Here is a 20,894-nt window from a genome sequence, read left to right on the forward strand (position 1 = left end):
ATGAAGACGCGCATCTTAGCTACAATTCTCCTGCTTCTTTTCACCACCGCCGCCCAGGCTCAGGTCAAGACCTTTGAGGATGGACGAAGCGCCAAAGGGGTCAGCTCCAAAACGCTGATTCCAAAGCTTGCGTCAGGGCAAGCCTACAGCGAGCGCTATACGTTCTCAGCGCTGCTCAGTGACGGGAGTGATTTCTACCTTGAGATGACCATCTCGAACTTTGGCTGGGGTGACCACAGTGCGGCCACCGCCACCCGGCTTGAGCTTGCGGGGCATTCGCCATACGCGGACAAGCAAACTATGGACAAAGACGAGTGGAGTTTTAACAAGTCAAAATTCCAGATGACCATGGGGCGCTCGAGTGTGGAAGTCGTCAAAGAAGGTCAGTATCGCGTACGTCATACGGGAGATGTGGAATACGACCTCATTTTCAAGAATATCCTGCCGTCGTGGAGGCCAGGTAGTGGAGAGATACGAGCTGACGGAGACTTCTTCAGGCTCGGTTTGATCGCGCCAAGAGCGTCGGTGACCGGACGGGTCAAGATTGACGGCAAGTGGGTGGACGTGACGTCGCGTCAGGGCATGGCCGACTGGTCTGTGACAACCATCGCGCCTTTCGACCTGGCCAAGCAGTTTGGGCGGTTCAGGGCGACTCGCGGCGATACCTACGTAGCGTGGCGAAGCATCAAGTTGAGCGAGGATTTGGGCGGCGAAGAGGTCGTATGGGTGATGGTCGGTAAGGGCAACAAAATCATCTTTGAAGATGCCTCCGCGACCATTGAAAAGCGCGCGCTCAAGAAGGACAAACGGTCTGGGTACAACGTGCCCTACGAGGTCGTCATCCGTGGGTCTGACGGGGGTCAGGTGCTCGAGCTCACGCTGGAGAATCCTGGCCGCTACCAGGTCTCCGATCTTCTGGATTCGTACGGTTCGGTGACACGTTTTCTGGCACAACGCTTCACCAAACCCTTCCAGTTCAATGCCAATGTCAAATGGCGTCTAAATATCAAAGGGGACTCGCCGCTCGAGCTGAACGGACGAGGCCCCCTTGGTATGGATATTTTGAATTAAGCGCGTCGACGACGCCAGAACAAGCCGAGAAGCAATAAGGGGAAGAGTCCGAGCGCGCCCGAGTTGTCGGCTGCGGAACACGCTCCTCCGGCCAAGAACTCCGCGGTTAGAGTCTCAGTGCTGACCTCAACATCTATTCGCGTACTGTTCCCGGCGGCGTCCGACGCGATGACCGAGATTTCCTCAGTACCACCGTCCACGTCCACCTCGACTTCCCAGTCGCCATTTTCGTCCGCCGTGGTGGTCCCGATTTCCACGCCATCGGCCAAGACCACAATGGTCGCGCCCGGCTCAGACGTACCGGTCACTACGACACTGCCTGGGGTCAGTACGTCGCCAGGAACGGGCGATACGACTTCCAATACAGGGGGTGTTGTGTCCACCGTGCCGTCGTCCACTTCACACATTTCGCCGTCGCCAACGAAGCCTTCGGCGCACTCGCACGTGAAGCTTCCGTCTGTGTTGGTGCAGGTCGCGTTTTCATGGCAGTTGTTCACGCCAGTCTCGCACTCATCGACGTCGGCACATTGCGTGCCATCACCATTGACATCCTCGTAGCCATCTGGGCATGCGCCACACTCAAAACCGCCTTCGGTGTTGGTGCATTCAGCCGTGTCATCACAGGTATCGAGCATGAGTTCACACTCGTCGATATCTTGACATAGTGACCCGTCACCATTGACGTCCTCAAAGCCAGGAGGGCAGTTCCCACCGCCGCACGCGAACCCGCCCGGAATGTTGGAGCAGCCAGCAATCTCGTCGCAATCGTTGAGCGTTTCGTCCGCGCATTCATCGATGTCCAAGCAGATAGAGCCGTCTCCGTTTTGGTCTTCGAACCCGGGCGGGCAGGTGCCGCACGTGAATGTACCCGGCAAGTTTGTACAGACCACGAACTCGTCGCATGGTGTGGCTGCGCACTCGTCAATGTCCCGACAGAACGTACCGTCGCCGAAGACGTCTTCGTAGCCGGCTGGACATGCGCCACAGGTGAAACTTCCGTCCGTATCCGTGCAACTTGCGAGCTCCGAGCAATCATCTAAATCACGGTCGCATTCGTCGATGTTTTCGCAAATCGAGAGTCCGACATTGAACTCGTATCCAGGCTGGCAAAGGCTGCATGTGAAGCCGCCTGGTGTATTGGTGCAGAACTCGGCGACAAGGCAATCATCCGTATCAAGCGTGCACTCGTCGATGTCACGACAGAACGAGCCATCGCCAAAGATGTCCTCAAACCCACTCGGACACGCGCCACACTCAAAGCCGCCTTCGGTGTCCACGCAGTCGACCCGAGGGTCGCAGTTATCCGTGCCAAGGTCACATTCGTTGATATTGGTGCATGTTTGACCGTCGCCCTCGTAGCCGCTCTCGCAAGTACACGAGAACCCCTGAGGCAGGTTGATACACGTGGCGTTCTCATCGCACGTATTGGTTGTTGGGTCCGCGCACTCGTCCTCGTCCACCAAGAAGGTCACACTATCGTTGGTGATCTCTCCGTTGGAGTCAGCCTGCGCCACGATCGTGTGCGTGCCGTCGCCGAGGGATTGATTGAGGCTCACGCTCCAGTTTCCGTTCGCGTCGGCCACCGTGATCTGCGCTGTACCACCGTCTACCGTCACGCTGATCGTGGCGCCCGGCTTGGCCGTGCCCGAGATCGTGTCCACGGACTGAGGAACTACTGATGCGTCAGCCGGGGTTGTGATCTGAACTGAGATGAGAATGGCTGGGCCAGAGATTAGGTCTTCAATCGAAGAACCATCGCCTCCGAAGTCGCCGTCGAATCGGCTATCTGCGTTTCCTGCCCCAACGATGACTCGTAAGTTGTTGGGGTCTACGCCTGCGTTTGTGAGGTCTTCGAGAGGCACGGCGTAGTCGATGAAGTAGTCATCATCATTCGAAAAGCACGGCGGCTGTGGCGCCGAAGCTTGTTCACAAGCCATAACTACGCGGCCAAAATCCCAGAATCGGTCGGACCAAAGGTCGGCTTCCAAAACGTCCGAAGGTGAGTTCGCATCTTGTTGTGTGGAATTCGACTTGATCGCGACTTCATCTGGATTCGCGACACCCGAGACCATGGTCGCAAGCTCGATGGTCGAGTAGTCACCGTCGGTATCGAAGACCATGCCCCACGAATAAGGTTGGAGGTTGTTGGGTTGTTGAATCGGCGAAGAGTTAACCCGAATCCTGGTGTAGAAATAGTCCGCGTCCGCCCACGTGTAGGCAGTGGGTCGCGCGGCATCGCCAACGATATCCCTTGAGCCAGGCGCGTCGCCCGGAGGGTCGTTAATCGGAACCTCCTGCATGGTGGTAGCATCGAATTTCGTGACCGCTTCCCAATCTGCATCTTGCGGGAAGGCCTGCGAAAATGCCAAATTCGGAATGAGTGAGCCAACCAAGGCCAAAGCCCAAAGTGTAGTACAACGTTTCATCATCTCTCCAAGGTGAGTTCGATTTCTATCTAGCACAGGCAAATGTCTAAAGTGAAATTATGTTAGGTCTGCATCAATTCTATTTCAAACCCTATCAGCGTAAAAAAACGACTTATTCATGAGCGCTCTTGAACTGCAGTCAATATCGGCTGGCGATATCCTTGTAACCCTTGTGCACGTCGAGGGCTCGGCGTACCGCCAACCGGGAGCACAACTGGTGGTGCGCGGTGGCGCCCCGCTGATTGGCTCAGTGTCAGGAGGTTGTTTGGAGCGCGATATCGCGCGACAAGCAAGGAAGTTCTTGGAGAGTGGCGAGCGCCTGGTTCAGTACGACACGAGAGCGGAGAGCTTTCTGGGCTCTGGCGAATGGGGGTCGGGGTGTGATGGGGTTGTGACCGTCTTTCTGCAACCGTTCGAAGAGCTCGGGGAAGCCTTTGTACAGGCCGCTGAGCCGCAAGAACCCCAGGTCTTTGCACTCGGTTTCTCAGGCCATTGGGCGGGCCGCTGCGGTCTATACAATCAGAGTTCAGTGGTGGCCGGGGAGTTTTCCTCGGATGAACGGATGCAAGAGCACTTGCGCTGGGCCTTTGAAAACGAGCGTTCTCTCCACGTTCAAGACGGCGAATCGCGAGCTCTCTTCGCCTACTTTCAACCGCTGATGAAGCTTTGGATCTTCGGGGCTGGTCCCGATGCCCAAGTGCTGGCTAGCATCTCAAATGCCGCTGGTTGGCGATGTACCGTAGCGAGCCCAGACCCCTTAAAGCTCGCCAGATTTGAGGGTGAGGCGACGTTCGTACTCAAGCCACATGCCGTTCCAACACTCGGCCGTTCCGAGGCCGCGATCGTCATGACGCACGACCTTGAACTCGACACCTGGCTTGTGCCAGCGTTGCTAAAGACCGACGCGTGGTTCGTAGGATTGATGGGGCCTAAACGTCGTGCCGCAAAGTTGGTGGCGAGGTGGAAGGAGGCCGGCCAGATACCCGATGGCCTTGAGCGCCTGCATACGCCGGTGGGGCTTGACCTTGGAGGAGATACACCTGCAGATGTCGCGGTTTCGATCGTGTCTGAAATTGTAGCGCTGCGAAACGGTCGCAGCGGCGGCCGACTACGGCACCGAGAGTCGCCGATTCACTCTCCGATCGAGATACGAGATTGGAATGCCTAAGCCCGTCTTTCTGATTTTGGCCGCGGGTGGGTCGACTCGGCTTGGCCGCCCGAAACAACTTCTGAGGCTGAAAGGTGAGACCTTGGTCGCGCGCGCTGTCCGCGTAGTGGAGGAGGCGGGTGCGATTCCCGTGGTGGTACTTGGGGCTCGTGAAGAAGACGTCCGCCGTCAAATTGGCTCAGCGCTTTGGGTAGTCAACCCTGATTGGCAGGCGGGTATGGCCACTTCCATTCTGGCCGGTCTGGACTTTCTGGATGTGAAGTTCCCAGGAGCGCCGGTCGGCATCGCGCTTACGGATCAACCTGCAATTGGTGCCACACATTTGAGTGCTCTGGTTGAGGCCATCTCCGAGGTAGACATCGCATGTACGCATTATCCAACGGGTCCAGGAGTTCCTGCCATCTTCGCCCCAAACGCGCTCTCGTTGCTCCGAGAGGTAGAAGGGGACCGTGGCGCGCGTGAAATTCTGCGCCAGGAGCTGCATCTAAACCGATACACGATGAAGGTTTTCGAGAATTGGGATACGCTAGACATCGATGAGCAAGATGAATGGGATAAATTTCTGGGGTCAAATGAATAAGGTAATCTTGATTTTGGCCCTTGTCTTACCCGCAAGTGCGTTGGCCGAGGAAGGTAAACCATTCTCGTTTGGACCACGCACGACTTGGGTTTGGAACGTTGGTCCGAGCCTGGGCTTGACGAATGGCGGCACAGGGCATGCCGCGTTTCTAGCCGGCGCGGAGACCTCGTTGGTAAGGCTAAGAGACGGTCTCTGGTGGGGCCTCTTTGCCGATGGCCAATGGGATTTCGGCCGAGATTTAGTGGCCTCCAATATCGGACCTGAGTTCGGTTACGGACCTTTGGGGCTAGACGGCGGGGTTGCCCTCGAGTTCTCGGATGACGTCTCGCTGGGTCTCCAAGCGCGAGGAGTGCTCACGCTCGGAATTCTGAGTTTTACCCTGCGTTATAAACATATGCCTGATTTCCAAGATCCCGGCAGCTTGGAAGGCGGGCTCCTCCTGAAGTTCCCTATTTGGGCTTCGGATGACGAGTTCAAATAGACGGAGCATTATGAAGTTCAAAGTAAACGGTGAAGACCACGAAGTCGATGTCCCGGGCGATGTTCCGTTGCTCTGGGTCATTCGAGAAGAACTCAATCTCCTCGGCACAAAATTCGGGTGCGGTAAGGCGCTCTGCGGGGCGTGTACCGTAATGGTCGACGGAAAGGCGAGGCGCTCATGTGTACTGCCAGTTGGGAGCGTCGAAGGGGCCGAGATTACTACCGTAGAAGGGCTCGGCGAGGGCGGCACGCTTCATGCCGTACAGGAGGCGTGGCTTGAGGAAAATGTGGTCCAGTGTGGGTATTGCCAACCAGGACAAATCGTACAGGCTGCCGCGCTCCTTAGCGTCAATGAGAATCCGTCGGACGCCGAGATCGATTCCGCACTCTCAGCCAATCTCTGTCGATGTGGAACATACCCGAGAATCAGAAAGGCCGTAAAACTCGCCGCGTCGAAGCTCGGAGGTCAGCCGTGAACTTCTCGAGACGAGAATTTCTCAAGGTTAGTTTGACGGCGTCCGGTGTCTTGGTCATGGGTGTACACTTTGCCGGTTGCTCGAATGGGCGTGGGCAAATGCGCGAAGAGGCTGAATCTACGGGCGTGTTCAGGCCGAACGCGATCATCGCGATTCAACCAGATGGGTTCGTGCAGGTCGCCGTTGCGAAGACCGAAATGGGGCAGGGTGTCTTCACCTCCCATGCGATGCTCGTGGCCGAGGAGCTCGAGGTTCCTCTCGAGATGGTGCGTTCTTATCACCCCGAGGCTGGACCCGATTATCAGACCTTTGGCGTTCAAATCACCGGCGGGTCATCCAGTCTCAAAGAGAGCTTTGTGCCTATTCGAGAGGCCGCCGCTGCCGCGCGCGAAATGCTCGTTCTTGCGGCTGCTTCGGCATGGGGCGTGCCGGCCTCGGAGTGTGAGGCCCGTGAAGGCGCCATTCACCACAAAGACAAATCGGTTCCGATAGGCGATCTGACGCGCGCCGCGTCCACACAAGAGATTCCGTCGTCTCCGCGCATCAAGACCAAGGACTTCAAGGTTATTGGGCAGGCCAAAACGCGTGTTGATGCGCTCGAGAAGGTCAAGGGTGAAGCGGTCTTCGGGATAGATGTGTCGGTACCCGGCATGTTGCGTGCCGTCGTGATCCGGCCACCCGTGATGGGCTCGACCTTGAAATCTTTCGACGCAAGTGCAGCCGAAAAGGAGACGGGCGTAGAAGCGATTTTTGAGTTTGAAAGGGGTGTGGCTGTGGTTGCCCAAAAATACTGGCAAGCAATGCGTGCCTCGCGCCTTGTGAAGGTTGAATGGAATGACGACTCAAAGCTTAAAGGCCTGAACTCCGCTGAGTTGGCCAGCGAGGCCGCTCGTGAGTCACGAAAGTCTGAGCCGGATATTCCTGCGGGCCTCAAGGTGTTTGAAGCTGAGTATGCCTCTCCTTATCTCTCTCATTCGCCCATGGAGCCCATGAACGCCGCGGCCTGGGTCAAAGGGGATTCCGCCGAGATTTGGGCGCCCCTGCAGTGGCAGTCAGCAGCGCAGGGGGATATCGCCATGCTGCTCGGAATCGACCGAGCCAAGGTCAAAATTCACACGACCATGCTGGGCGGCGGCTTCGGCAGGCGGCTGATGATCGACTACGTGGTTGAAGCCGTGCTCGTCGCGAGGAAGCTCAAAAAGCCTGTCCACGTGATCTGGAGCCGTGAAGACGATATGCGGGGCGGATACTACCGGCCGATCAATCATACGAGGGTGGTCGGTGGGCTAGATGAATCTGGCCGCATTCAGGCGTTGCACTACCACACGCTCTCGCAGTCTCTCTTGGACTTGAGGGACTGGCTGCCTGGTATTTTGCCCGAGTGGTTGCCGAGGATTGCCCGGACGATGGCCGCGCGAGCTGCCGGAAGTCTTGTAGAGTCTGATATGCTCCCAAACGCTCTTGCTACAGAAGGGGCGAGCGAGACGGCGTATAGAATTCCTGAGCATGATGTGAAGTACACTCAGATTCGGGTGGATGTGCCCGTGAGCTTCTGGAGAAGTGTGGGTCACTCGTTTAACGCCTTTGCGATGGAGTCGTTTATCGACGAGCTCGCAGCCGCCGCTGACAAAGACCCCTTGGCCTTTAGATTGGAGCATTTGCCTCAAGGCTCGAGGGAGCGAAATGTTCTGGAAAAGGCTGCGGAACTCGCGGATTTCTCAGGCCCACGCGATTCCGGATGGGGCAAAGGCATTGCGGTCCATAAGTCTTTCGATACCTACTGTGCCGAAGTCGTAGAAGCTCGTGTAACCAATGGCGCAATCGAGGTGAGGCGCGTCTGGTGTGTGGTCGATTGTGGCATCGTGGTTAATCCAGATATCGTGAGGCAGCAGATGGAGAGCTGTATCATTCAGGGAATCTCGGCTGCTATTCATCAAGAAATCACATTTGAAAATGGACATGTGATTCAAGGTAATTTTGATGATTACAAATTTATTAGATTGCATGAAACACCCGAGATATTTGTAGATATTGTAGAGAGTAACGAAGCGCCCACGGGTGTTGGGGAGCCGGGTCTTCCTCCGGTGGCTCCAGCCCTAGCTGGGGCGATTTTTGAAGTCACTGGTCAACGACTAAGAAGGATGCCGTTTTTGCAAGCACTTAAGGACACCAAATGAAGACAGTTACTCGCCAGGTTCTGCTGGGGTTTTTTGGGGTCCTCGGGCTCGGCACGGCTGTCCTCGGGGTTGTGTCGGTTTCGGGTGCAGAGGAACCCACGAAAGTTGAGCGAGAGCCGAGAACGCCTCGCACGGGCATCGGAGCTGAGCAGTCTAAAGAAGCCTGGGGCACGGTCTACGAGGTCCTCGTGTCTCCGAGGTGTATGAACTGTCATCCTGTCGGGGAAGAACCTTTACAAACGGATCAGTCCATCCCGCACGCCATGAATATCTCGCGCCAAAGCCAGGCCAACGGCCTCGAATGCGCAACCTGCCATCAGCCCTTCAACACCGAAGTCTACGGCGCCCCCGGTGAAGCTGGCCCTCCGGGCGCTCCGCATTGGCAGCTCCCACCCAAAGACATGCCGATGGTCTTTCAAGACAGAACACCCACTGAACTCTGCGAGCAGCTCAAGCGCCCCGCGGATAACGGCAACAAGTCCCTGGAAGAGTTGGTGGAACACGTCACCTTTGATGCGCTGGTGCTCTGGGGGTGGAATCCTGGCGGCAATAGGACGAAGCCCCCGCACTCACACGAGGATTTTGTCGAGGCATTTGAGATTTGGGTGGATGGTGGAGCTCATTGCCCTTAAGTGTTCTGGGCCTTTCTTTGACAATTCTCTTTAAATTTGGGCGGATTTCTTTTATGCCACTCACATCCCGAGCGGAGAGAGCCCATGATGAAATTCTTAACTGCCGCACTCTACAAATTCGTTTCACTCCCGGATTTTGAGGATTTGCAGGCGCCGCTTCAGAAAGTCTGTGACGAGCACGACATCCGCGGCATGCTCCTCCTCGCCAAAGAGGGGATCAACGGCACCATCGCTGGCGCTCCGGACGATGTGTACGCCGTTTTGGACTTCATCAAGTCGGACCCGCGTATGGCGGACCTCGTCCACAAGGAGTCGTTCGCCACCAAGGCCCCATTCTACCGAATGAAGGTCAAGCTCAAGAAAGAAATCGTGACCATGGGCGTGGACTTCATCGACCCAAACACCATGGCAGGAAAGTACGTAAAGCCCAAAGACTGGAACGCACTCATCACCGACCCAGACGTCGTCGTGGTAGATACTCGAAACGATTACGAGGTCCGAGTTGGCACGTTCAAGGGGGCTATCAACCCTGAGACTCAGAGCTTTCGCGAACTGCCTGAATGGGTTGAGAATGCCGATATCCTTCGTGAGAAGAAGAAAGTCGCCATGTTTTGCACCGGAGGAATCCGTTGTGAAAAGTCCACGGCATACCTGAAATCTCAAGGCTTCGACGAGGTCTATCACCTCGAAGGCGGCATCCTGAAGTACCTCGAAGAGATACCGGAAGAAGAGAGTCTCTGGGAAGGCGATTGTTTTGTGTTCGACGAGCGCGTCACGGTCAAGCACGGCCTGGAGCCCGGCGAGTACGAACTCTGTAGAGCGTGTAGAAACCCTGTCTCGCCCGAAGATAAGACCTCAGAGCATTGGGAAGAAGGCGTTTCCTGTCCCTGGTGTATTAACGAGAAGACCGACGAGGAGCGTGAACGATTCCGAGAACGGCAGCGCCAGATTCGGCTCGCAAGGCAGCGCGGCGAATGCCACGTCGGAAAACGCTACGTACCCCGCAAACGCCAGAAGGCTTAGCGCTCAGGTTTGGTCGCAATCACCAGCCTCGCCCGCGCGTAGTCACCTTTTTCGAACGGAGTCTCAACCTTGACTTCGAAGCCTCGCTTCCAAAGAAGCTCACTCGCTCTCTCAAGAGTAAAGGTCAGATAGAACATGATGAAGGGAGGCTGCACGAGGATATTTCGCACGTGCATGGCCGCGTTAAAACCGCGCGCGGCCCAGTACACGGGCTCAGTCGCTGAAGGCATGGGAGTGGTCCAGAAAAGGAAGCGCCCGCCCGGCCTCAACGCCTTCCAGATCAAGTCCACAAATTGGGGTTGCTCCGGCTCTAGGATGTGGCCAAAGGCCCCCGACGTGACCACCGCATCAAATTGTTCGTTGAAGCGCATATCAAAGAGGTTCATGACCTGAAATTTGGCGTCGACTCCCTCGTCTTTGGCCAAGCGCTTGGCTTCTGCAATCATACCCTCGGAAATGTCGATGCCGAGCGCCGAATGTTCGACTTTGGGCGCGAGAGCCCGCGCCAGGGCGCCCGTGCCACACGCGAGGTCCAGCACATCGTCCATGGGTTTGTTAGCGGCTACCTCGGCGAGCTTTTGAACGAGTTCATCCGGAGTTCTAAACGGCGTGTACTCGAACTTGGGCGCGAGCATGTCGTAGCCTTCGGTCGTTGAAGAAAGCGCCTGTCTTGCGAGTTCAAGAAATGTAGGACCTTTGGGGTGAAACATGGCGTTCCTCTAGATATGGCGGACCGAAATCTGCCCCTTTCCGCTTGTCTTAGCGATGTACATGGCTTCGTCGGCGAGCTGAACGAGTGAGTCCGGATTATCCGGAATGTTTTCTATCGCGAGTATACCGACACTCGCGCCCAATGGGATACCCGCTACTTCATCTTTGAGGCTTAGGATGTGACGGACAATTCGTTCGCCGATCTCTTGAACCTTCTCGGGTGCCGCATCCACAAAGACGATCGCGAATTCGTCTCCGCCAAGTCTCGCCACCACATCGACCTGTCTCACGCTTTGCTTGAGCTTGCGCGCGACTTCAATGAGCACCTTGTCCCCACCACTATGTCCTAGCTTGTCATTGACCATTTTGAAGTTGTCGAGGTCGATATAAGCAAGGCAGAGCGCGGCTTTGTTGCGTTTGTGTCGAGCCGCCTCGTAGGTCAATCTCTCGTGAAACATCCTGGAGTTTGCGAGCTTTGTCAGCGGATCTTGCCTCGCCAACGCTTCGTTTTCTTTTGCGAGGACCGAGAGTTGCCGGTTCGCGCGCGCGAGACCATCTCGGACGGCTTTCATCTCGGAGACCGCGGCGGCGATGAACCCAAAGATAATGAAGCGGCTAATCCCGTTCCAGAGAAAGACTCCGATGTGGTGGTCAGAGTTCCAAGGCGTTTCACCCACCAACCATGCGACGATCGCAAAGACCGCACTCGCCCATGCCTCCGTCTTGCCGAATCGCCATGCACCCACGACAATGAAGAAAATGTAGAACAACGAAAAGCTCACCTCGGGGCCAGCTAGCTGGTCCAACCAACCAAAGAACGCAAAGGCCAACGCTAGGAAGAGTGTGTGGCGAACGCGCAAAGGGTTGGTGCGTTGCATCGAGTGGGTTTGATTTAAATCGTGCATCTTCAGTGGAAATTCTTTTCAGCCAGCCTAGCACCGAATCAAAGATTCGCGAAGTCCTTGACGCCCCAAGGATGCAGGAGCATGAAGGACATGCACGAAGCTGAGAGTCAGTATGCGTACGATGAAGATTGTTGTAGTTGGGGCCGGCCAGGTTGGCCGCTCCGTTGCGAGCGAACTGGCAAAGGTTCACGACTTGGTGGTGATCGATTCGGAGGCCGAACGCCTCGAGGATCTTCGGCATTCAGTGGACGTCATGACCATCGAAGGTGATGGCGCCGACCTCGAAATCCTTAAAGAAGCTGGCGTCCCTGAGGCCGATATTATCATCGCCAGCACCGACGACGACCGCGTCAACATCTTGGTCTGCGGCATCGCGAGAATGCTCTCCGAGGAGTTGTTCACCATTTGTAGGGTCGCTGACACAGCCTACCTGCGTTCCTGGGAACACACGCGAAAGGCCTTTCAAGTAGACCTCATGGTGGGAAGTAATTTCCTGACGGCCCAGAGTATCGATAACGTGCTCTCCGAGGAGCTCGCCCGCGACGTGGCCTATTTTGATAATGGGCGAATTGAGATGGCCGAGTACGTCATTCCTGAGGATTGCGAGCTGGCCGCCAAACAAATCAAAGATACCAAGATCCCCGAAGGTGTCAGGCTCGCCGCGGTTTTCGACGGGCAAAAGATGGAGGTGGCGACTGGAGCGACGTGGATGCGCGCGGGTAACCGAGTCCTCGTTATCGGTGAGTCCGAGGAGGTTGCTGGATTTGGCAATCGGTTGGCGAGGAGTCAAGATTCCAAGCTTGGCAAAGATCCCAGTAAGAACCGAGTCAAACGCTGGCTCAAACGTAAACAAAAAGACAACCTGAACGTCTTTATCCTCGGGGGAGGGGAGGTCGGTCTTCAGACGGCGACGCTCCTGGAGAAGCGTGGGCTAAGTCCAAAATTGGTGGAGTCTGACGCTAAGCGGGCCGAGCTTCTGGCACGAGCACTGCCAAAGTCGTTTGTGCTCAACGACGACATCAAGAATCCCGGCTTCATTCGTACCGAAGGTTTATCCCGCGCGGATCTGGTCATCGTTTGTCTATCAACCGATGAACTCAACCTATTCGCCTCGGTTTTGGCCTTGGATGTTGGCGCCAAAAAGGTGGTCTCGGTCATTCATAGCATCGAATTTCAACCCCTCTTCGATCGTAGCGGCGTGGAGCTGACCTTCAACCCGCGGACCGAAGTCATCAAGGAAATCATTCGGCACACGCGCGGCAAACGTCTAGATAAGATAGCGTTTGTGGAAGGCCATAAAGGCGAGGTGATTCAGATTACGCTAGACGAAAACTCGGCGCTGGTTGGTAAACCACTCCAAGAGGCTACCCAAGACCTTCCTGGCAAGTTGGTGATCGGTGCGGCTTCGAGGAACGATGTCGTCATTATCCCGAACGGTAAAACGGTGCTCGAGCCGGGCGACCGACTTGTTGTCTTCCTCGACACCACCGACGTAGCCGCCATGATGGAGGCTCTCTGATGCGCCGGCTGAAAAACGTGCTCGGGCTCCTTGGGACCATCATCAAATGGTTCGGTGTCCTCTACATCATCCCTTTGCTCTTTGCGCTTTTTTACGGCGCCGGTGCTACGGCATTCATCGTGCCGATGTTTATCTGTTTGGCGTTGGGATGGGCCCTCGAGAAGGTGTTTCCCGGGAGTGATTTGGAAGTGGCCGACGGGTTTCTTCTGGTCATCCTTACGTGGTTCGGAGTCTCATGGCTTGGGGCCTTGCCCTATATCATCCACGGGGTGGGAAACCTCTCGGAGCCCATCAACGCTTTCTTTGAATCGGCGAGCGGTTTCACGTGTACGGGCTCCACGATCATGGACGAGATTTCGGTAGAAAAGTACTCGCACGCCATCATGATTTGGCGTCAGATGACGCAGTGGATCGGCGGGATGGGTATCTTGGTTCTAGCGGTGGCCGTTTTGCCCAGACTTTCAGTGGGCGGCGTGCAATTCCTAGACAACGAGGTCCCAGGCCCCAAGATGGACCGCCTGACCCCGCACATGGCCGAGACCGCGCGGCGCCTCTGGGTGCTTTATATCGGGCTGAGTGTGGTCCTGTTTCTGATCTTGCTGGTCATCGGCCTTGCGGGCTTAGACCCCGTCATGACGCCCTACCAGGCCTTTGCCCATGCGCTCACGACCATTCCCTCGGGCGGGTTTTCGCCGCTCGGCCGAAGTGCTGAGGCACTCGCCCCTATCGTGCAATGGATCTTGGTGCCTTTCATGCTCATCGCTGCCGTGAACTTCACGCTGCTCTGGTTTGCGCTTTTCAAAGGTCCGCGGGTCTTCTGGAGGGATACAGAGTTCAAGGTCTTCATGGCAATCTCGATGGGGGCAGGAACGCTCTTGGGCGCACTCCTCCTGGGCGCTGACCAGTACCCCACTGCGGAAGAGAACTTTCGGCACGGCTTTTTTCAGATGGCCACCTTCATCAGTACAACCGGATTTGCGAGCACGGACTTCGCTGAGTGGAAAGGCGACTCTCACGCTATTCTACTGCTCTTGATGCCAATCGCCGGTTGTGTGGGGAGTACCTCGGGCGGCCCAAAGGTCTTGCGTTGGATCATCGCGTTTAAGGTGATCGTACGTGAACTCGTGCAGCAGATTCATCCTTCGGCCGTGCGGCCTTTGCGGGTGGGTGAGCGTGTCTTGCACGAAGATGTGGTCAAGGGTGCCATGATCTTCCTCGTGACGTACTTGATTCTCTTCGTGGTGTCGGTCGGAGTCTTGGCCGTGGATTTGCGCATCGCGGGCATCGACTTGCCTATCGAAGATATTGCTTCTGCTGTGACTGCGACGCTTGGCAATATCGGTCCAGGCTATGGCGCGGTCGGGCCGATGGCTGGTTTCGGCTTCTTTCCGGTCTTTTCGAAGATTTGGATGTGTGTGTTGATGATCGCGGGAAGACTTGAGGTTATGACCTTGTTGGTGCTTCTAAGCCCTTGGTATTGGCGCGACTAATTTCTCAAGAACAAAGACCACGAGACTTTGAACATGACACGAACTACGCTCGCTTGCGCATTTCTCCTCTTTGCTGCCTGCTCTAACGACGCGCAGGTTCAACCTGAGATGGATGCTGGGCCTGAACTCGATATGTCCATCGACACGGCCACGGATATGCTCGCGGATATTCCTGCAGACATGTCAGATGAGCTGCGCGTGGACTTCGAACTCACCTACACCACCAACGCTCAAGAGATTCAGGTTCAAGTAAGCCCCGGTGGTTTCCCGCGCGAAGACGTGGACGCGCTTAGATTCGACTTTGGCGACGGCATCGCGGGTTGGGGAGAAACGTTGACCCACGCCTACCGCGAACCCGGCGTTTGGCCCGTCACGCTCGAAGTCAGGCTCGATGGCCATCAGATCCTACGCGCAAAGAAGCTCGCCCGAATCAATCCCGGGCCCGACCACAACCCGCTCTTTCTGACCATCAATCAGATCCCAATCTACATCAACGGGTCAGTCCCGATTCCCCTGGACGACGGCACCACGTACGAGTTTGCCCATCAGGTCCCCAACAACCGGTTCGACGTCGATATTGATGTGCTAGATACCGAGGATAACCCGCTGAACCTGGCCTCTATCAGGCTCGAGGCCGTGCACACCGAGGCTATTGACCTGACGCACCTCGTAGACACAACGCAGCTTGAGAGCGGCATGATTCATGCCGAAATCCGAGACGCTGACGCGCTCCCTCTCGGCGAGATCGCCCTCAGAGTCTCGGCCGAAGACGCCAGCGGCACAACGCACCAACGCGAACTTACGGTTGAGACCGTGGAGCTCACGCCGGACCTCGACCCCTTTGCACGCCCAAGCGACTGGCTTTTCAGAGATGACCAAGACTTTTTCACCACAACACGCGTCCCAGCCTCCGGAAATCGCTACCAGTTCGCTTCTGAAGCCACGCCCAACGGCGAGGCCGACTTTCTGGAAGAAATGCGTCTGATGGGGGCTCTAGGCAGCGACGAGTCCCTCAACGAACTCTTCCTCACTCGAATCCGGCAGGCCATTCGCAAAGAAGTCTGTCGCTATTTTGGGATCGCGCCGGACGGGACTGCCTTCGACGGCATCGACATGAAGATTTTTTGGGTAGGGGAGCCCGGCGCGCCGGACCCCGAAGCCTTTGATGAAGCGGGTACGTTCCACATGATGCGGCTTGGCGGCGTTTTCCAGGGGTTTCTAGGATTCTCAACCTACTCGGCGCACAATCAAGAACGAGCCGATGATTCACTGCCCACGCTTGGCGTGGCGAGCGCCGGAGTGCTTGGCGCCCTGACGAACACGCCGACCATCACCGATGCCTTTCTCCCGGTACATCTGGAGAACGGCCAACCCGTGGGTCAGAACCCTCACGATGCTCTCGTCCTCGCCCCGGATTTTGACCCCGATGCCGAGCATCCCGAAGACGTTCTTCAACGCTACCTTGACCTCCAAAGTGTCGCCCGAAACATCGCGTACGGACTCGCGCCAGTGATTGCCCACGAGATGGGGCACGCCATGGGACTCATGCCAGACGGTCTTCCGCCCGAGGGCTTCTTCGGCAACTCGCCGGAAGTCGCCTTTGTGGGGAATCGTACCAATGTGCACCACGCAGACCTTCCGGGCCTGAACCTCATGCAAGCAGGAGGCGACACGATCGCCCTGATTGGCGAGCTTGAGAGCGTGATCGAACGCGAGAATATTACCTTGATCGAGCTCGCGAAAATTCTTTCGCTTGAGACTCGGCTCTCGCCTCTTTCGCGGGCCTATCTGCAGCGAAAGCTGACCTATACCAACAAAGACTAGTTCAGACGCATTTTCGGTCGAATACCTGCATCGCCTGAGTGAACGGCGTCTGCGGATTCCACACGACTTGGAAGGGAAAAGTCAGTTTGAACGCGGGAAACGGATGTATTTCCAGAGTTCCCGCCGCGAGCTCTGGAGCGAGCACGTAATCAGGAAGAACGGCATATCCCGTGCCAAGCTCGGCGAGCGCCTTGAGCGAGTCTATATGCGAGATCTCGATGGTGTCTTTGCGGTAGAGGCCCTTGGTTCGGGCGTGTTTTTCTACCTGAGAAAAGGAAGGGTCTCGAGCCCCCGCCCAGATCAGGAGACGGTGCTCGGATAAGGTCTTTAGGGTAGGGCGTTTTGCAAATGTTCCGGCCTTGGAAGCCACTACAATTGGGACATCTCTGAGATGCCGTGTTTGAAGCCCGGTGGAGTCGATATCTCCAATAAAATAGACGAGATCCAACCAACCATCTCTGAGTTTTGCCAGCAGGTCATGCTCAAGTCCGACTTCGACTCGAATCTGAACATCAGCATGCTCCGAAACCATCTGGTGGATAGCGTCCACCAAGACGTAGCGAGCCACCGTGGCCAGTGCGCCAATGCGCAGAATGCCGCGCGGTTCGGTGGATTGGGCGTCGATAAGTCTGGGAAAGGCCCGGAGCTTGGCCAAAATCTCCCTCGCGTAGTCCAAGACCGACTCGCCGTCCCGTGTCAGCACCACGCCTCGCCCTTGGGGCCTAAAGAGCGCCACCCCAAGCTCGTCCTCGAGTTGTCGAATCCTCTGAGAAATTGCGGGTTGTGACCGGCCAAGGAGTGACGCCGCCTCGGATACGCTTCCTAGGCGTGCAACCTCTACAAAGGTCTCCAAAAGATGGGTTGAAACCGGGTCTCTATTCATAAGTTTTGCGAATGAGTAAGTGATAAACTATTCATTGGATGGAAGATAAGGCCTTCGTTAAGCTGCGTCAAACTCGATGGAGGTAGATGATGAGAAATTGGTCTTTAGCATTATGTTTGGCGTTGTTGGGAGGATGCGTATCCACGGACCGCGAAGGTTGGGATATCGATGAAGAACCGGGGGTTGAAACCGATCCCGGCAACAACACAGCAGGTATGAACAACTCCGAGCCTGAGCCAGAACCCGATCCCGAACCCGAGCCCGAGCCGCGTAATCCTGACCCCAACGACCTGGCCCAAAATCACCGTTGCGCGGCACCAGCTCTGGTGCAGTCGGGAGCCCGCATTACGCAGTCGTTTGCGGGGCTTGAGCCAAGCGAAAACTGCCTCGGGTTCTCAAGACCTCAGCGGTATTACGAAATCGAAATCCCACCGGGTACACGCGGGTATCCAACTGCTGAGAATGCGGTGGTCTACAACAACGATGGATGCGCGGGTGCTGATCCAAGCGCCACGTGCGGAAGCGACTATCTAAACTTGGGGGACGCCACCACGTATGAATCCATTGCCCTCAGTCTCTTCAACGACGACGAGACTGAAGTTGAATTTCATTACGACGCCGTTCCGATCGCCGAAAACGCCACGTGTACCGGCCGGGTGAGTGTTGGCCCGGGAGATACCTACGAGTGGGATGCCCGCTCCGGCTACGAAGTGTATTCTCCGTGCTTTATTGTCGAGCCCCTGAACGCCTTCTACTTTTCTCTCGAGTTCCCAGATGGAGTTGAGGAGTTGCGGGTCCAGGTCGACTATCCAGGCTCCAACGACATCGGCGTATCGGTGCAAATCGTGGAGGATATGATTGCGCAGTACTATCCGCAGTGCGGTGAGCTGAGTGGGGAAGGTGATCGCCCAGACTACTGCGTCGGCGTCTACGATGCGTACTTCAACGCGAATCAGCCGGCAGACTTAGTGGTCCAGCGACCACAAGACGTCGACCCTTCCGTAACGCCGTCCTATCTGATGATCGTCCATACGGGCGGCAATTCGTATCGTTGGTTTGGGAAAGACCCGCGCGTTCGTCTCAGAGTCACTGAGATGTGAGTATTGGCAAAATCGTGTAGACTCCGTGCACGCATTGTTAAGTTGCACGAGTTTATTGAATGAATTTCAAAACCTACAAGACCTGCTCTTCGCCTGTATTGCTGGCAACAATTCTCATGATGGGGTGTAGCGATTCGGTTCTGGTTCAGAATTTGGACGAGCCGGATCTGGCCATCATGAGCGATATGCCTGAGGACTCTCAGAGTGATCAAGATAGCGTCGTGGAGGTCCCTCAAGAGTGCCCACAAGTTGTCCGATCTGGCGCCCTTTCAATGGACGGTTCTACACAGATAGCTATGGGGAATCGAAGTGAGTTTGGACTCGAGACCTTTACTCTTGAGGCATGGGTACGGCGAAATGGTCGAGGCGGTTTCGCGTCCACAGGTGTCGGAGGCTTGAGGATTGAACCTCTCATCTCCAAGGGCAGGGGTGAGTCTGACGGAAGTAACGTGGATTGCAATTACGCGTTTGGATTCGTGGGTGATGTACTCGGAGCGGATTTCGAAGACATGGAGTCAGGAGCTAATCACCCAGTGCTAGGAAAGACTCCGATTCCGGACGGGACGTGGAATCATGTGGTCGCAACATACGATGGAACCACATGGAAGCTCTATCTCAACGCCAAGCTAGACGCCGAGGTTCAGGTGGATGCCACACCTCGATTCGACTCCATTCAACACTTTGGCCTGGGCGCCATGTGGAACTCTGAAGGGGTGAGCGCCGGTGGGTTCATCGGGGATATGGCTCAGGCCAGAGTGTACTCAAGAGCGCTTTCAGCTGACGAGATAGCAGCCAACATGATGTCTTCAAACCCAATCTCGCAAGATTTAGTGGGGCATTGGGCTTTAGGAGAACCTGATGGAGAGCTCCAAGACGGCACCTATATTGAAGACGGACCGATCTTGGACCAGGGCACTTTACCGAGGTTTAGCCAACTTGACATGACTCGGGATGGGCTCACCATCGCAGTGGATGACGATGACCAAGACCACGTCGAGGTGGACGTCTTTGTACGCAAGATCACGGACGAGGACGACTTCACGGTGGTTGTGATTCCGGATTCCCAATACTACACGCGCGATGCGAACCCACCGTCCAGACCCAATCCGGACAATCCAGAGTTCTTTCGTGCGCAAACTAGGTGGGCGATGGAACATATCGAGTCAGACAATGTGGTGGGGTTGATCCATGTCGGCGACATCGTCAACAATGCGAATCAACCTTCGCAATGGAGCCGAGCTGTCTCCGCGATCGAGATCCTGGAGACTCCGTCCCAGCGCTTTCCTGAAGGATTGCCCTACGGTTTGAGTTACGGAAATCACGACCAATACCCTGCCGGAAGCCCCAATGACACGGCCGAGGCGAACACTCATTTAGGTCTTGAACGCTTTGCAGACTTCACTTGGTTTGGTGGCTCTTATAGCGCCTCCAACGCGGATGAGACCTGGGTCTCCTTTTGGGTCGGTGAGCTTCAGATCATCGCACTCAACATGCAGTTCGCCGAGGAGCCCAATCCACGCGTCCTCGAGTGGGCCCGCAATGTTTTTCTCTCGCATCCGAACGCGCTCGGAATTGTAAACTCTCACTACATCGTTCGTGGAAATGGCGAATTCTCGCCGCAGGGCGCGGCCATCTACGAAGCCCTCAAGGACGTTGATAATGTCCAGCTCATGGCCAGTGGGCACGTCTCACACGCGGCCCGTCGCACCGATGACTATCAGGGGAATCTCATCCACTCCATGCTTCAGGATTATCAGCGCATGGCGATTGACCCCACGGACCCCTCCCGGCCCATCATGATCGATCAGAGCACCACGAACGGTGGCCAAGGATTCATGCGAGTTTGGCGCTTTTCGCCTAAGAATCAGACCCTCAGCGTGCGAACCATTAGTCCGTACCTCAATCACGAGTATACGAACGACGATAATCAATTCGTACTTGACGTGGATATCAAAAGGGCCGGTTCCGATTTCACACAAGTCTCCGGTTTAGTGACGAAAACCTCCGAGGCTCAGTCTATTGCGTTAGACTTGGAGGAGGGCGAGGTTGCTGAGTGGTACGCAGTGACTCGAGACTGTCAGCACGAAGTTAGAACGGACATCTTCAGGATTCAGTAGCCTCCCGATCTTGGTGCTTCCAGATCGGCTAGGGGTGCTAATCTTCGTCAGTTAATGTGGTGGCCTGCTTTGTGCGGATCGATTCGTGGCTTGAGGTGTTTCTAGTTCGAAAAATGTTAAGCTCAAGGCTGGATATTGGTTTTGGGGTTGTGGAGTTCTTACCTTAGGCAATCATTTGACATGCGTTCGTCATTTTTGATAGCTTGACGTACACAACTAGAACGGTGTGATTCACACCCCTTTCGAGAAGGACCAGGGAGGATTTATGAAGAATCTGACAATGTGCGCGACCATTTTCACACTCGTGGGCTG

At 55.9% G+C, this 20,894-nt stretch carries 17 protein-coding genes; 13 read left to right on the top strand and 4 right to left on the bottom strand.

Annotated features, from left to right (window positions below; translation table 11 throughout):
• Positions 1–1,071 (top strand): hypothetical protein, encoded by a 1,071-nt coding sequence (locus FRD01_RS18880; RefSeq protein WP_146962493.1) that lies wholly within the window; start codon positions 1–3, stop codon positions 1,069–1,071.
• Here the strand turns inward: FRD01_RS18880 and FRD01_RS18885 are convergent.
• Positions 1,068–3,497: an EGF domain-containing protein gene (locus FRD01_RS18885; RefSeq protein WP_249755744.1), complete on the bottom strand. Its 2,430-nt coding sequence runs from the start codon at positions 3,495–3,497 to the stop codon at positions 1,068–1,070. The genes FRD01_RS18880 and FRD01_RS18885 overlap by 4 nt on opposite strands.
• Before the next feature lie 118 nt (positions 3,498–3,615).
• On the opposite strand from FRD01_RS18885, the gene FRD01_RS18890 reads away from it, so the two are divergent.
• From FRD01_RS18890 to trhO, 7 genes are all read left to right on the top strand, one after another.
• Positions 3,616–4,665 (top strand): XdhC family protein, encoded by a 1,050-nt coding sequence (locus FRD01_RS18890; protein ID WP_146962495.1) that lies wholly within the window; start codon positions 3,616–3,618, stop codon positions 4,663–4,665.
• Positions 4,658–5,245: a nucleotidyltransferase family protein gene (locus FRD01_RS18895; RefSeq protein WP_146962496.1), complete on the top strand. Its 588-nt coding sequence runs from the start codon at positions 4,658–4,660 to the stop codon at positions 5,243–5,245. Before FRD01_RS18890 ends, FRD01_RS18895 begins: the two co-directional genes overlap by 8 nt.
• Positions 5,238–5,726: a hypothetical protein gene (locus tag FRD01_RS18900; RefSeq protein WP_146962497.1), complete on the top strand. Its 489-nt coding sequence runs from the start codon at positions 5,238–5,240 to the stop codon at positions 5,724–5,726. Before FRD01_RS18895 ends, FRD01_RS18900 begins: the two co-directional genes overlap by 8 nt.
• A gap of 10 nt (positions 5,727–5,736) precedes the next feature.
• Positions 5,737–6,201 carry a (2Fe-2S)-binding protein gene (locus FRD01_RS18905; RefSeq protein ID WP_146962498.1) on the top strand — a complete coding sequence of 155 codons (465 nt, stop codon included), beginning with the start codon at positions 5,737–5,739 and terminating at the stop codon, positions 6,199–6,201.
• Complete coding sequence (locus tag FRD01_RS18910) at positions 6,198–8,378, top strand: xanthine dehydrogenase family protein molybdopterin-binding subunit (protein ID WP_249755745.1); 2,181 nt, start codon at positions 6,198–6,200, stop codon at positions 8,376–8,378. Before FRD01_RS18905 ends, FRD01_RS18910 begins: the two co-directional genes overlap by 4 nt.
• Entirely contained in the window at positions 8,375–9,010 is a 636-nt protein-coding gene (locus tag FRD01_RS18915) for a hypothetical protein (protein WP_146962500.1), read from the top strand. The genes FRD01_RS18910 and FRD01_RS18915 overlap by 4 nt, the downstream gene beginning before the upstream one ends.
• Positions 9,011–9,094: 84 nt before the next feature.
• Entirely contained in the window at positions 9,095–10,033 is a 939-nt protein-coding gene (gene trhO, locus FRD01_RS18920; RefSeq protein WP_146962501.1) for an oxygen-dependent tRNA uridine(34) hydroxylase TrhO, read from the top strand.
• On the opposite strand, the gene FRD01_RS18925 is transcribed toward trhO, so the two are convergent.
• Together FRD01_RS18925 and FRD01_RS18930 are read right to left on the bottom strand one after the other, a co-directional pair.
• The gene (locus FRD01_RS18925) at positions 10,030–10,743 is read right to left on the bottom strand and encodes a class I SAM-dependent methyltransferase (protein ID WP_146962502.1); all 714 of its coding nucleotides are present in this window, start codon (positions 10,741–10,743) and stop codon (positions 10,030–10,032) included. The genes trhO and FRD01_RS18925 overlap by 4 nt on opposite strands.
• A 9-nt stretch (positions 10,744–10,752) precedes the next feature.
• Entirely contained in the window at positions 10,753–11,649 is an 897-nt protein-coding gene (locus FRD01_RS18930) for a GGDEF domain-containing protein (RefSeq protein ID WP_146962503.1), read from the bottom strand.
• Positions 11,650–11,770: 121 nt separating this feature from the next.
• On the opposite strand from FRD01_RS18930, the gene trkA reads away from it, so the two are divergent.
• The 3 genes from trkA to FRD01_RS18945 are packed head-to-tail and all read left to right on the top strand — an operon-like array spanning position 11,771 to position 16,482.
• The gene (gene trkA, locus FRD01_RS18935; RefSeq protein ID WP_249755746.1) at positions 11,771–13,168 is read left to right on the top strand and encodes a Trk system potassium transporter TrkA; all 1,398 of its coding nucleotides are present in this window, start codon (positions 11,771–11,773) and stop codon (positions 13,166–13,168) included.
• Positions 13,168–14,658 carry a TrkH family potassium uptake protein gene (locus tag FRD01_RS18940; RefSeq protein WP_146962505.1) on the top strand — a complete coding sequence of 497 codons (1,491 nt, stop codon included), beginning with the start codon at positions 13,168–13,170 and terminating at the stop codon, positions 14,656–14,658. The genes trkA and FRD01_RS18940 overlap by 1 nt, the downstream gene beginning before the upstream one ends.
• Before the next feature lie 33 nt (positions 14,659–14,691).
• Positions 14,692–16,482 carry a PKD domain-containing protein gene (locus FRD01_RS18945; protein ID WP_146962506.1) on the top strand — a complete coding sequence of 597 codons (1,791 nt, stop codon included), beginning with the start codon at positions 14,692–14,694 and terminating at the stop codon, positions 16,480–16,482.
• Between the two features lies 1 nt (position 16,483).
• Here the strand turns inward: FRD01_RS18945 and FRD01_RS18950 are convergent, their stop codons facing one another.
• Complete coding sequence (locus FRD01_RS18950) at positions 16,484–17,365, bottom strand: LysR family transcriptional regulator (RefSeq protein WP_146962507.1); 882 nt, start codon at positions 17,363–17,365, stop codon at positions 16,484–16,486.
• An 86-nt stretch (positions 17,366–17,451) separates the two neighbouring features.
• Between FRD01_RS18950 and FRD01_RS18955 the strand changes: the two genes are divergently transcribed.
• Positions 17,452–18,465, top strand: a complete 1,014-nt coding sequence (locus tag FRD01_RS18955; RefSeq protein ID WP_146962508.1) for a hypothetical protein — start codon at positions 17,452–17,454, stop codon at positions 18,463–18,465.
• Between the two features lie 59 nt (positions 18,466–18,524).
• On the top strand, positions 18,525–20,582 hold the full coding sequence (locus FRD01_RS18960) for a laminin G domain-containing metallophosphoesterase family protein (RefSeq protein WP_146962509.1): 2,058 nt from the start codon (positions 18,525–18,527) through the stop codon (positions 20,580–20,582).
• The last annotated feature ends 312 nt before the right edge of the window (positions 20,583–20,894 follow it).

It is taken from the genome of Microvenator marinus (genome assembly GCF_007993755.1).
In the GTDB taxonomy this organism is placed as follows: Bacteria; Myxococcota_A; Bradymonadia; order Bradymonadales; family Bradymonadaceae; genus Allomicrovenator; species Allomicrovenator marinus.

Bases quoted from the DNA above. Each gene is read 5' to 3' on its own strand.
- FRD01_RS18885 (WP_249755744.1), bottom strand. From the start codon at position 3,497: ATGAAACGTTGTACTACACTTTGGGCTTTGGCCTTGGTTGGCTCACTC.
- FRD01_RS18900 (WP_146962497.1), top strand. From the start codon at position 5,238: ATGAATAAGGTAATCTTGATTTTGGCCCTTGTCTTACCCGCAAGTGCG.
- FRD01_RS18905 (WP_146962498.1), top strand. From the start codon at position 5,737: ATGAAGTTCAAAGTAAACGGTGAAGACCACGAAGTCGATGTCCCGGGC.
- FRD01_RS18955 (WP_146962508.1), top strand. From the start codon at position 17,452: ATGATGAGAAATTGGTCTTTAGCATTATGTTTGGCGTTGTTGGGAGGA.
- FRD01_RS18940 (WP_146962505.1), top strand. From the start codon at position 13,168: ATGCGCCGGCTGAAAAACGTGCTCGGGCTCCTTGGGACCATCATCAAA.
- FRD01_RS18890 (WP_146962495.1), top strand. From the start codon at position 3,616: ATGAGCGCTCTTGAACTGCAGTCAATATCGGCTGGCGATATCCTTGTA.
- FRD01_RS18950 (WP_146962507.1), bottom strand. From the start codon at position 17,365: ATGAATAGAGACCCGGTTTCAACCCATCTTTTGGAGACCTTTGTAGAG.
- FRD01_RS18895 (WP_146962496.1), top strand. From the start codon at position 4,658: ATGCCTAAGCCCGTCTTTCTGATTTTGGCCGCGGGTGGGTCGACTCGG.
- FRD01_RS18925 (WP_146962502.1), bottom strand. From the start codon at position 10,743: ATGTTTCACCCCAAAGGTCCTACATTTCTTGAACTCGCAAGACAGGCG.
- trkA (WP_249755746.1), top strand. From the start codon at position 11,771: ATGAAGATTGTTGTAGTTGGGGCCGGCCAGGTTGGCCGCTCCGTTGCG.
- FRD01_RS18945 (WP_146962506.1), top strand. From the start codon at position 14,692: ATGACACGAACTACGCTCGCTTGCGCATTTCTCCTCTTTGCTGCCTGC.
- FRD01_RS18880 (WP_146962493.1), top strand. From the start codon at position 1: ATGAAGACGCGCATCTTAGCTACAATTCTCCTGCTTCTTTTCACCACC.
- FRD01_RS18915 (WP_146962500.1), top strand. From the start codon at position 8,375: ATGAAGACAGTTACTCGCCAGGTTCTGCTGGGGTTTTTTGGGGTCCTC.
- FRD01_RS18960 (WP_146962509.1), top strand. From the start codon at position 18,525: ATGAATTTCAAAACCTACAAGACCTGCTCTTCGCCTGTATTGCTGGCA.
- FRD01_RS18930 (WP_146962503.1), bottom strand. From the start codon at position 11,649: ATGCACGATTTAAATCAAACCCACTCGATGCAACGCACCAACCCTTTG.
- trhO (WP_146962501.1), top strand. From the start codon at position 9,095: ATGATGAAATTCTTAACTGCCGCACTCTACAAATTCGTTTCACTCCCG.